Annotated in this window: 7 protein-coding genes; 2 read left to right on the plus strand and 5 right to left on the minus strand. The window is 70.7% G+C overall.

Translation table 11 applies throughout. The features are described 5' to 3' along the window. Window positions 1-54: 54 nt before the first annotated feature. The 5 genes from ACFYZS_RS18555 to ACFYZS_RS18575 form a co-directional block, all read right to left on the minus strand. Entirely contained in the window at window positions 55-930 is an 876-nt protein-coding gene (locus ACFYZS_RS18555; RefSeq protein ID WP_389013226.1) for a carbohydrate ABC transporter permease, read from the minus strand. 14 nt (window positions 931-944) lie between these two features. After that, a complete protein-coding gene (locus ACFYZS_RS18560) occupies window positions 945-1,874 on the minus strand; it encodes a carbohydrate ABC transporter permease (protein WP_389013229.1) in 930 nt (309 codons plus the stop codon). Between the two features lie 12 nt (window positions 1,875-1,886). After that, a complete protein-coding gene (locus tag ACFYZS_RS18565; RefSeq protein WP_389013233.1) occupies window positions 1,887-3,290 on the minus strand; it encodes an ABC transporter substrate-binding protein in 1,404 nt (467 codons plus the stop codon). A 202-nt stretch (window positions 3,291-3,492) separates the two neighbouring features. After that, a complete protein-coding gene (locus tag ACFYZS_RS18570) occupies window positions 3,493-4,503 on the minus strand; it encodes a LacI family DNA-binding transcriptional regulator (RefSeq protein ID WP_389013236.1) in 1,011 nt (336 codons plus the stop codon). 100 nt (window positions 4,504-4,603) lie between these two features. Further along, window positions 4,604-8,896, minus strand: coding sequence for a discoidin domain-containing protein (locus ACFYZS_RS18575; protein WP_389013239.1), 4,293 nt, complete (start codon window positions 8,894-8,896; stop codon window positions 4,604-4,606). A 230-nt stretch (window positions 8,897-9,126) separates the two neighbouring features. Here ACFYZS_RS18575 and ACFYZS_RS18580 point away from each other — a divergent pair, with 230 nt between their 5' ends. Further along, the gene (locus tag ACFYZS_RS18580; RefSeq protein ID WP_389013242.1) at window positions 9,127-10,728 is read left to right on the plus strand and encodes an ATP-binding protein; all 1,602 of its coding nucleotides are present in this window, start codon (window positions 9,127-9,129) and stop codon (window positions 10,726-10,728) included. Then, a complete protein-coding gene (locus tag ACFYZS_RS18585) occupies window positions 10,725-11,432 on the plus strand; it encodes a response regulator (RefSeq protein ID WP_389013244.1) in 708 nt (235 codons plus the stop codon). Before ACFYZS_RS18580 ends, ACFYZS_RS18585 begins: the two co-directional genes overlap by 4 nt.

Genomic DNA, 11,432 nt, shown 5'->3' on the forward strand with positions numbered 1-11,432 from the left:
CACAGGGGGCGGCCGGGCGTGGCGGTACGGGGCGCTGGGGTCGGCCCTGGGTGGTCAGCCCTTGAGGGAGCCCGCCGTCAGACCGCTCATGATGTTGCGCTGGAAGACCAGGAAGACGAGGAGCGTGGGCGCCGAGGCCATCGCGAGGGCGGCGACGAGGTGGTTCTCGGGCACACCGGTGGACAGCGAGTAGATGCCGACGTTGAGGGTCTGCAGCGCCGGGTCGGGGAGGGTGAGCATCGGCCAGAGGAAGTCCTTCCAGACGCCGACGACCGCGAAGATCGACACGACGCCCAGGACGGGCCGGGACATCGGCAGGACCACGGAGCGCAGGATGCGCAGGGCGCTCGCCCCGTCGATGGAGGCGGCGTCGAGGATCTCCTGCGGGATGGAGTCGAAGAACCGCTTCAGCAGGAAGATGTTGAAGGCGTTGGTGACGGACGGCAGCCAGATGACCCAGGGCGAGTTGAGCAGGTTCCGCTCGATGAGCGGCATGTCGAGGACCGTGAGGTACTGCGGTACGACGAGGACGGTGGCCGGGATCATCAGGGTCGCCAGCATCATGCCGAGGATCGCCTTGCCGAGGACCGGGCGCAGTCTGGACAGCGAGTAGGCGGCGCCGACGTCGAGGACGAGCTGGAAGGCGAGGGCTCCGAAGGCGTAGTAGAGGGTGTTGAAGAGCAGCTTGGCGAGGTCCATGACCTTCCAGGCGGCCGTGTAGTTGGCGGTGTGCACGGAGTGCGGCACCAGGGTGGGCGGGACGCCGGCGAACTCCTCGGTGCTCTTCAGGCCGCCCGCCACCATCCAGTAGAGGGGGCCGAGGAAGACGACGGTGAAGCCGATGACCACCACGGCGAGGACGGTCCAGTAGAGGACCTTCCCCCGGGTGCGGCCGAGCCGGGCGGGGGATATCAGCGTGCGCTCTGCCATCGCGGGGGCTCCTGTCAGCTCTCGTTGTCGCGGCTGAGGCGGACGTACAGGGCGGAGAAGCCGGCGAGCAGGACGAGCAGGCACAGGCCCAGGGCCGCGGCGCCGCCGTACTGGTTGAAGCTGAAGGCGTACTGGTAGATGAGGACCACGACCGTGGTGGTCGAACCTTCGGGGCCGGCTCCGCCAGTCAGCAGGAACGGTTCGGTGAACACCTGCATCGTCGCGATGATCTGCATCAGCAGCATGAGCGAGAGGATGAGCCTGGTCTGCGGGACGGTGACGTGCCAGATCTTGCGCAGCAGTCCGGCGCCGTCCAGCTCGGCGGCCTCGTAGAGCTCGCCGGGGACGCCCTGGAGGGCGGCGAGGTAGATCAGGGTCGCCCCGCCCATGTTCATCCAGGTCGACGCGATGACGACGGACAGCATGGCGGTGTCGCTGGATTGCAGCCAGTCTTGCGCCGGCAGGTGCAGAAATTCCAGGGCCCTGTTGAAGAGGCCGTATCCGGGGTCGTAGAAGTACTTGAACAACAGGACCGAGGCCACCGGCGGCATCATCACGGGTAGGTAGACCAGCAGGCGCAGGTAGCCCTGCGCGTGCCGGAACTCGTTGAGGACGACGGCGACCAGGAAGGGCAGGACGAAGCCGAGAGCCAGGGCGAGTCCGCTGAAGAGCAGGGTGTTGCGCCAGGCCTGCCAGAAACCGGGGTCCTGGAAGACGTGGCGGAAGTTGTCCCAGCCGGCCCATCGGGTGGCGCCGTCCTCCGTCTTCTGGAAGGCCAGCAGGAACTCCCGGACCATCGGGTACCAGGAGAAGAAGGAGAAGCACAGGACGGCGCCGATCAGGAAGCCGTGGGCCGTGAGGTTCCGCTTGAACGCCCGGCGGAACTCCTCCTTCGAGGCCGCGCGCGCGGCGCGGCCCGCGGGCAGGGTGGTGGGAGCCGACATCGCCGCTCGCTCCTACTGGTTCGCCAGCAGCTGGTTGACCGCTTTCTCCGCCTCGGCGAGGAGCTGTGCGGCGTCGGCGTCCTTGTTGGTGAGGACCCCGGACATCACCTTGTCGAGCACCTTGTAGACCTCCTGCGCCTTCATCGGCTCCGCCTTGCCGGGTACCGGGTTGTCCAGGAAGGCCTTGAAGTTGGCGACGGGCATGGTGGCGCTGGCGGCCTTCAGTCCGTCGTCCTTCGCCTTGCTCGCGCCGGTGAAGAAGGCGGGCTGGGGAAGGCCGACCGGCAGGCCGTCGGCCTTGGAGCGGTCGTACCGGAACTGGCCCTTGCCGACCGCGAGGGTCTTGAAGTTCAGCCAGGCGACGGCGGCCTTGACCTTGTCGGGCGAGCTGCCCTTCTTGATCATGTAGCCGTTGCCGCCGGCCAGGGTGGCCGCGCCGCCGGGGAGCGGGCCCATGCCGAAGTTCTCGTACTTCGCCCCGAGCTGCTGGACCATGTACGTGATGTCGTCGGGCGCGGCGAGGAACATGCCGAGCTTGTCCGAGGCCATCTGCTTCTGCAGGTCGCCCCACTTGAGCAGCTGGGTCTTGCCCATGCTGTCGTCCTCCCAGCGCATGGCGTGGAGGTTGTCGGCGATCTGCCTGCCGGTGGGGGTGTTGAAGGCGGCCTTGCCGTCGGCGCCCACGATGTCGCCGCCGAGGCCGTACATGGCGGCGGTGTAGTGCCAGCCTCCGGTGTTCTCGACGCTGTACTCGCCGTAGCCGGCGGTGCCGTTGCCGAGCGCCGCGATCTTCTTGGCCGCCGCCCGGACCTCGTCCCAGGTGCGCGGCGGGGTGTCGGGGTTCAGCCCCGCCTGCTGGAAGAGCTTGCGGTTGACCAGGAGGCCCATCGTGTAGTTGCTGGTGGGGAGGCCGTAGAGCTTGCCGTCCCGCTTGAGGACGCCCAGGACGTTCTTGTCGATGTCGTCGAGCACGGGCACCGACTGCGGGGTGACGTAGGCGGAGATGTCCTCGGCGCCGTCGTTGTCGAGGACCTGCTGGAGGTCGGTGAAGTAGGCGTAGAACACGTCCGGCTGCGACTTGGCCTTGAGCATCGCCGTGAAGCGCGGGGGCTCCAGGCACTGGCCGGGGGTGGAGCGGCCCTCGATCGTGACGTTCGGGTACGTCTTGTTGAACTCCGCCACGTCCTCCTTCCACTCCTTGAGCTCGGCCGCCTTGGCCGCGGGCGGCATGCAGTCGATGGAGAGGGTGACCTTCGTCTTCGGGTCGAGCGGGGCGGCGGGATCGGCGGAACCGCCGCCCGGCTGCGCCGATTTGTCGTCGCCGCTGCTGCTGCTCGTGCCGCAGGCCGCGAGGGCCGTGACGGCGAGGGCGCAGACAAGGGAGGCCGCGGTGCTGCGGCGGAGGCTGGTTCTCATCGGTGGTCCCCTTCGAGCATCGGGCAGGAGGCGTGGGGGCGAGCGCGGCACACTCAACCACCACCCACAGATGGGCGCAATATCTCGCGCAGATTTCGTAAGAGATTGACATTGCCCTGCCGGGCGCTGGACACAAAAAGGGCTCCGGAGCGTCCAGGGGACGCTCCGGAGCCCTTCGCTGCTTGCGCGGAGCCGGTACGGGCTACCTGCGCGGGGCCTGCGCCGTGGAGCCGCGGACCACCAGTTCGGGCTCGAAGAGCAGCTCGCCGGGCTGCACGGCGGCGCCCTGGATCTGCGCGGTGAGCAGCTCGACGGCGGCCCGGCCCATGGCCTCGATGGGCTGGCGGACGGTGGTCAGCGGGGGCTCGGTGCAGTTCATGAACGCCGAGTCGTCGTAGCCGACCACGGAGACCTCCCGGGGCACGTCGAGCCCCCGGCGGCGGGCCGCCCGTACGGCGCCCAGCGCGAGCGGATCGCTGGCGCAGATGATGCCCGTGACCCCGCGGTCGAGCAGCCGGGAGGCGGCCGCGTGGCCCCCCTCCAGCGAGAACAGGGCCCGCTCCACGTGGGCGGGGGGCAGCTCGGCGCCGGCCGCGGCGGCGACCGCCTGGGCGGCCGTCAGCTTGCGCAGCGAGGGGATGTGGTCGGGCGGGCCCAGCACCAGGCCGATGCGCTCGTGCCCCAGCGAGGCCAGGTGGCGCCAGGCCTGCTCGACGGCGACGGCGTCGTCGCAGGCCACGCAGGGGAAGCCGAGGTCCTCTATGGAGGCGTTGATGAGCACCACCGGGACCTTGCGGTCGGACAGCAGCCGGTAGTGCCCGTGCGGGGCGTCGGCCTGGGCGAAGAGCCCGCCGGCGAAGACCACGCCGGACACCTGCTGCTGGAGGAGGAGTTCGACGTAGTCGGCCTCGGAGACCCCGCCGGTGGTCTGCGTGCACAGCACCGGGGTCAGCCCCTGCTGGGCCAGCGCGCCGCCGATGACCTCGGCGAACGCGGGGAAGATCGGGTTCTGCAGCTCCGGCAGCACGAGGCCGACCAGCCGGGCGCGCTCGCCGCGCAGCTGCGTGGGCCGCTCGTAGCCGAGGACGTCGAGGGCGGTGAGCACGGACTGGCGGGTGGCCTCCGAGACGCCCGGCTTGCCGTTGAGCACCCGGCTGACCGTTGCCTCGCTGACTCCCACCTTCTTCGCCACTTGAGCAAGTCGTCGCGTCATGCGCGCAAGAGTAGCGCAAGAAATGCAAGTCGCTTGCGGGGCGGTGGACGGCCCGGGGAGTGCCCCGGAGCCGCCCACCGCCCTTCTTCGGGCTGCCTGGCTACGGCAGTCGGTTGATCCTGAACGTCGAGGTCGTGTTCCGTACGTCCACGGCGTTGTCGCTGGTCTTCAGGTTGTGGATGGTGACCTCACCGACCGCCGGGCCCTGCCCGTCCTCGGGCATCTCGTTCGCCCAGAGTCCGAAGCCGGACTTGGCGTCGAAGGCGTCCCCGCTCTTCTTCGCCCCGGTGATGGTGATGTCCTTCAGGACGGTGTCCTTGATCGGGTTGACCGGCTGGCCGCCGATGTACTGCGTCTGGAACATGATGCCGCTGTACGTCGGGTCGACGATGTCGACGTTGTTGATCCTGATGCCCTGGAACACCTTCGAGGCGGAGAACAGCCAGATCCCGGGGAAGGTCTGCGCGCCCCAGAAGTGGCCGCCGGAGCGGACGATCGAGACGTTCTCGAAGGTCGTCGGATCGGTGCCGAATCCGTTCATCGGGTACCCGAAGTCCAGCGAGCTGACGGTGACGCCCGAGTAGACGAGGGTGTCGGCGATGTGGATGTTGCGGAAGGTGTTGTTGTAGCCGCCGTAGACGGCCACACCGGCCGCACGCCAGGTCAGGATCGTGGTCAGGTTCTCGTACAGGTTGTTCTTCATGTCCGCGCCGCCCGCGTCGATCGCGGAGAACAGCGCGAAGCTGTCGTCGCCCGTCGACCGCGCCTCGTTGTTCGACACGAGGTTGTCGGTGCTCCCGTTGGTCATGTTGATGCCGTCGGCGAACGTGTCGCGGATCCGGGCGTTCTTGATGGTGATGCGGTCGGTGTTGGCGCCCCAGTAGAGGCACACGGTGTGTTCGTTCCAGATGTTGTCGATGGTGATGTCGGTGACGTTGGAGAAGTCGAACACCTTGCCGGGGCCGTCGATGCGCGAGGTGTAGTTGCCGAAGGAGGCGAATCCCGCGAAGGAGGAGCCCTTCGCGCTGGCTTCCGCCCGCCAGCCGTTGTCGGTGTTGTCCTGGCCGGCCGGGGCGTGGAAGCGGGTGAACCAGGGTCCCGCGCCGAGCACCTGGACGGCCTTGCCGTACACCTGGAACTTGCCGGCCGTCTCGTACTCGCCGGGCGGCAGGTAGACGCCGACGAGCTTGCCGGTGGTGTCCATGCGGACCTTGTCCAGGGCGTTCTGCACGTCCTGGTGGGTGAATCCGGCGGGCACGGTGTACGTCGCCGGGTCCGGGTTGGGCGTGGCGACGGCCTGTTCCAGGCTGACGAAGTCGATCGCGTAGCTGGTGGTGTTGGCCGCGTCCTTCTGGAGGCGGATCCTGCTGCCCGCCGGGACGGTCTCGCCCAGCAGCAGGTTGGCCTCGTCGTAGATGTGCCGCGGGGCGCCGGAGCCCGGCGAGTTGCCCGGGGAGGCCTCGGCTCCGTACAGCCAGGCGTACTTCGAGGTCAGCGGCAGGGCCTTCTTGAAGGTGCCGTTGACGTACACGTCGATGGTGGAGTCGATGCCGCCGCCGCCCGGGGCGTCCGGGATGGAGAAGCGGGTGACCAGGGTGTTGGTGGCGGCGCGGGTGGTGAACTCGACGTACTCGCCCGTCGCGTCGAGGTTGACGGCCCTGCGGCCGGAGGCCTCTCCCGCGATGTCACCGATGGTGCGGTTGGGGCCGACGACGGTGGCTCCGCCGCCGACCGCGGCGTCCTCCGCCTCGTACATGTCGAAGGGCATGTTCGCCCCGCGACCGACGAAGAAGGACTTGGTGGAGGTGTTGTTCGCGCGCTTGACCGGGAGCTCGTTGGCGTCGTCGGCGAGGACCGCCTTGACCGTGTACTTGCCGTTCACGGCCGGCCAGCTGCCGAGCGCGATCGGGGCGGTCGAGGCGCCGGCGGCCAGGGCGCCGCTGAAGGAGCCGGTGAGCGTACGGACGGTGGCGCCGGCCGCGTCCTGGAGGGTGAGGGTGACGCCGTGCGCGCCGGAGGCGGCCGCGACGGTGCCCTGGTTGCGGACGGTGACGGTGAACTCGACCGGCTGCCCTGCGGAGGGGGCGCTCGGGGACCAGCTCACGGCGGAGGCGACCAGGTCGGAGCTGTCGACCGGGCGGACCACCAGCGGGGAGCCGGTGAAGGTGTTGTTGGTGTCGTTCTGCTCGATGACCGCGTTCGCCTCGTCGACGACCGCGCTCAGCGGGTAGGTGCCGGCGTCCCGCGCGCCGATGCCGGCGGTGACGGTGGCCGTGGCGCCCGCGGCCAGGGCGGGCACGTTCGCCGTGCCCACCGGGCTGTCACCGAGCTTGAAGGTGACGGCGGTGGCGGCCGCCGGGGCCGGGCCGCTGTTGCGGACGGTGGCGGAGAGCGTGACCGGGTCCGATTCGACGGGGGCCGCCGGGGTCGCGCTCAGGCCGGTGACCTCCAGATCGGGGTTGGGCGCGGGGACGCCGATGACCTGGAACTCGGCGATCTGGCCGTTGGACGCACCGGTGTTGGAGGTGAAGCGGAGCTGCACGTCCGCGACGCGGGCGTGCACCGGGATGGTGACGGTGTTGGCTCCGGACGCCGGGTTGAAGACGTAGTCCTTGGCGGCGACCAGACCGGTGGCGCCCGATGCGCTCTGCTCCCGGCCCAGGACCTGGATGTTCTGGGTGCGCGTGCCCCAGCTGCCGTCCGGGTTGAGCTTGAGGACCAGGCGGTCGACGTCGGCGTTGGCGCCGAGCCGGACCGTGAGGGTGCTCGGGTAGGCCCCGGCCGCGCCCTCCCAGTAGGTGGAGGTGCTGTTGTCGTTGGCGTTCTCCGCGACGAAGGTGTGGATGACGGAGGAGCCGGTGATCGGCTTGCCGACGGCCAGGTTGGAGCCGCCGCCTCCGCTGCCGTTGCGCGTCACGGTGTTGCTGTCGCCGGAGCGGTTGCCCGCCGCGTCCTTGGCGCGCACGAAGTAGCTGACGGTGGCGTCGGCCGGCTGGGTGTCGGTGTAGGTGGTGGCGCTGCCGGCCACCGTCGTACGGAGCTGGTTGTTCGCGAACACCTCGTAGCCGGTGACCCCGACGTTGTCGGTGGAGGCCTGCCAGGCCAGCCGGACCTGGCCGGCGGCCGGCTCGGTGAAGGCCAGGGCGCCGGGGGCGGTGGGCGCCTGGGTGTCCTTGGTGTCCGCGGCGCGGGTCACGCTGTTGCTGTCGGGCGACTGGTTGCCCGCCGCGTCCCTGGCTCGGACACGGTAGGTGACGCTGGTACCGGTGGGCTGGGTGTCGGTGTAGGTGGTGACGTCGCCGGCCACGCTGGTGCGCAGCTGGTTGTTCGCGTACACGTCGTAGCCGGTGACGGCCGTGTTGTCGGTGGCGGCCTTCCAGGTCAGCTTGATCTGGCCGGTGGCGGGCTCGGTGTAGGCGAGTTCGGCGGGGGCGGTCGGGGGCTGGGTGTCCCCGGTCAGCGGGCCGTAGACCTCCAGCTCGGATATCTGTCCGCCCGGCTGCACGGAGTTGGCCGAGATCAGGACCCGCAGGTGGCGGGTGGTGGCGGCGTCGAAGGTGATGGTCACCGCGTTGGCGCCGGCCGCCGGGTCGAACGCGTACGTCTTGGACGCGGTCAGGTCGGTGAAGTCGGTGCCGTTGGCGCTGCCCTGGAGCTTCAGCGTCTGGGTGCGGGCGCCCCAGCCCTCGGGCAGGCGCAGCACGACGCGGTCCACGCGGACCGAGGCTCCGAGGTCGGCCTGGAGCCACTGGGGCAGGGCGTTGTTGGCGCTCTCCCAGTAGCTGGCCGTATTGGAGTCGTTGGCGTTGGGCGGCAGGTAGGTCTGGGTGCTGCTGCTGGCGGTCAGGGTCTTCCCGAGGGCCAGGTTGGCCGAGGATTCGCCGGCGGCGCGTACCTCCAGCTCGGCGAGCTGGGCCGCCGGCCAGCCGGTGTTCGCGGTGATGTCGATGCGGACGTAGCGGGTCTGGGCGGCCGGGAAGGTGATCGTGACGGTGTTCCCGCTGCCCTGGCCGAAGGTGTAGGTCGCCGAGCCGACCAGGGTGGCGAAGGAGGTGCCGTCGGCGCTGCCCTGCACGGACAGGGTCTGGTTGCGGCTCTCCCAGGCCGCGGGGAGCTTGAGCACGACCTGGTCGACACGGGCGGTGGCGCCGAGGTCGGTCTGCACCCACTGCGGGAGCGCGCCGCCGCCGCTCTCCCAGTACGTGGACTGGTTGCCGTCGGTGGCGTTGGCGGCGGTGTAGGCGCCGTTGCTGCTGCTCGCCGCGGCGGGGCGGCCCGCCGCGATGCTCGGGCCGCCCGCGGCCTCGGCGGTCAGGGCGGGCCATCCCAGCATCAGCAGGGCCGTGGCGGTCAGGGCGGCCAGCGCCCGTCCTCTCCAGTGGAGCCTTCTCATATGTCCTCGTCCCTCGACATGAGTTTTCTGAACCAGGTGAGACAGGAATTTGCGCCGTGCCGTGCGAGAGTTGCAGAGCTTTGCCGAGTCGTCTACTGCTCTGACCGCACTTTCATGCCGTCATCGCTTGCGCAAGCTGGACGCAAATAACGCAAGCCATTTGCGTGCACATCGGAAATTCCGCTTCGGCGGAAGGCGACCTACCGTTGCTGGTCATGCGGTTCCTCCACATGAGCGCTCGGCGCCTCGGGCTGCCCAGACGGGCCGTCTCGCAGATCCTGCTGACCCAGCTGGCCATCGCCGCCGGGGTCGTCGTGCTGGCCACCGGGCTCTTCCTGGCCCCGCTCGGCGCGCAGCTCGACGACCAGGCGATGCGGCGAGCCCTGGCCATCGCCCAGAGCGCGGCGGCGGACCCGTCTCTGGCCGCGGACCTCCTGGACTCCGGGCCGACGGCCGACAGCCCGGTACAGGCCTCGGCCGAGCGGATCCGCCGTGCCACGGGCGCCGAGTACGTGGTGGTCATGGACCTGGACGGCATCCGCCGTTCACACCCCGGCGCCGACCGGATCGGACTGCCGGTCTCCACCGACCCGAGCGAGGCCCTGGCGGGCCGCGAGGTCATGGAGATCGACGAGGGCACGCTCGGCCGCTCCGCCCGCGGCAAGGTCCCGCTCGTCGCGGCCGACGGGGAGATCGTCGGTGCGGTCTCCGTCGGCATCGCCTACGACAGCGTCCACGACCGGCTCCTCGGCGCGATCCCGGGCCTGCTCGCCTACGCGGGCGGGGCCCTCGCCGCGGGGGCGCTCGCCGCCTACCTGCTGTCCCGCCGGATCCAGCGGCAGACCCGCGACCTGGCCTTCTCCGATATCGCCGGACTGCTCGCCGAACGCGAGGCGATGCTGCACTCCATCCGCGAGGGCGTGATCGCCCTCGACCGCGACGGCCGGGTCCGCCTGGTCAACGACGAGGCCGCCCGGCTGCTGGGCCTCGCCCCCGACACGGCCGCCACCGTCGCCGGGCGCCCGCTGGACGAGGTACTGGGCGCCGGCCGCACCACCGACGTCCTCACCGGCCGCGTCACCGGCCGCGACCTGCTCACCGTCCAGGGCCCCCGGGTGCTGGTCGCCAACCGGATGCCCACCGAGGACGGCGGCGCCGTCGCCACCCTGCGCGACCGCACCGAGCTGGAGCACCTCGGCCGCGAGCTCGACTCCACCAAGGGCCTGATCGACGCCCTGCGCGCGCAGGACCACGAACACGCCAACCGCCTCCACACCCTCCTCGGCCTGCTGGAGCTCGGCCTGCACGAGGAGGCGGTGGAATTCGTCACCGAGGTCGTCGGAGTGCACCGCAGCACCGCCGAACAGGTCACCGAGAAGGTCCACGACCCGCTGCTGGCGGCCCTCCTGGTCGGCAAGGCGACCGTCGCGGCCGAACGCGGCGTCCCACTCCGGCTCGCCGACGCCACCTTCCTGCCCGACGGCCTCGTCGACCCCGGCGGGCTCGTCACCATCACGGGCAACCTGGTGGACAACGCCCTCGACGCCGCGGCGGGCTCCGCCGCGCCCCTGGTCGAGGTCGAGCTGCGCGCCGAAGGCCGTACGGCGATCCTGCGGATACGGGACAGCGGCCCCGGCGTCCCGGCCGCCCGCCGCGAGGAGATCTTCACCGAGGGCTGGTCGACCAAGCAGCCCAAGGCCCACCGCGAGCGCGGGCTGGGCCTCGCGCTCGTACGCCGCCTCGCGGAGCGGCAGGGCGGCACGGCCCGGGCCGGCGAGGCCGCGGACGGAGGGGCGGAATTCTCCGTCGTACTCCCGGAGGCCCTGCGATGAACGAGACCCCGGTCCACGACATCCACGTACTGGTCGTCGACGACGACATGCGGGTGGCCCGGATCAACGCGGCCTACGTGGCGAAGGTTCCCGGCTTCCGCGTCGTCGCCCAGGCCCACTCGGCGGCCGAGGCGCTGGCCTGCCTCGCCGCCCGTCCCGTGGACCTGATCCTGCTCGACCACTACCTTCCGGACGAGAACGGGCTGGACCTGGTCCGCCGGCTGCGCCAGCTCGGCCACCGCACCGACGTGATCATGGTCACGGCCGCCCGCGACCTGGCCACCGTCCAGTCCGCCATGCGCCTCGGCGCCCTCCAGTACCTGGTCAAGCCCTTCACCTTCGCCGGCCTGCGCAGCCGGCTGGAGGCGTACGGCTCCCTGCGCCGCACCCTGGAGACCGGCGGCGAGGCCGAACAGGCCGAAGTGGACCGGATCTTCGGCGCCCTCGCCGCGGCCGGCTCCCCGAACGAGCTGCCCAAGGGCCACTCCGCCACCACCGCCGAACTGGTCCGCCAGGTCCTGCGCTCCGCCGAAGGCCCGCTCTCCACCCAGCTGATCGCCGACCGCGCCGGCATCAGCCGCCAGACCGCCCAGCGCTACCTGAAGCTCCTGGAGCGCACCGGCCGGGTCACCCTGGCCCTGCGCTACGGCGAGACAGGCCGCCCGGAACACCGCTACTCCTGGCTCCCGTCCGAGGGCGCGTGA

It is taken from the genome of Streptomyces sp. NPDC001903 (assembly GCF_042891345.1).
Taxonomy (GTDB): domain Bacteria; phylum Actinomycetota; class Actinomycetes; order Streptomycetales; family Streptomycetaceae; genus Streptomyces.

Excerpts from the sequence above, each read along its gene's own strand:
- ACFYZS_RS18555 (WP_389013226.1), bottom strand. The coding sequence starts at position 930 with ATGGCAGAGCGCACGCTGATATCCCCCGCCCGGCTCGGCCGCACCCGG.
- ACFYZS_RS18560 (WP_389013229.1), bottom strand. The coding sequence starts at position 1,874 with ATGTCGGCTCCCACCACCCTGCCCGCGGGCCGCGCCGCGCGCGCGGCC.
- ACFYZS_RS18565 (WP_389013233.1), bottom strand. The coding sequence starts at position 3,290 with ATGAGAACCAGCCTCCGCCGCAGCACCGCGGCCTCCCTTGTCTGCGCC.
- ACFYZS_RS18570 (WP_389013236.1), bottom strand. The coding sequence starts at position 4,503 with ATGACGCGACGACTTGCTCAAGTGGCGAAGAAGGTGGGAGTCAGCGAG.
- ACFYZS_RS18575 (WP_389013239.1), bottom strand. The coding sequence starts at position 8,896 with ATGAGAAGGCTCCACTGGAGAGGACGGGCGCTGGCCGCCCTGACCGCC.
- ACFYZS_RS18580 (WP_389013242.1), top strand. The coding sequence starts at position 9,127 with ATGAGCGCTCGGCGCCTCGGGCTGCCCAGACGGGCCGTCTCGCAGATC.
- ACFYZS_RS18585 (WP_389013244.1), top strand. The coding sequence starts at position 10,725 with ATGAACGAGACCCCGGTCCACGACATCCACGTACTGGTCGTCGACGAC.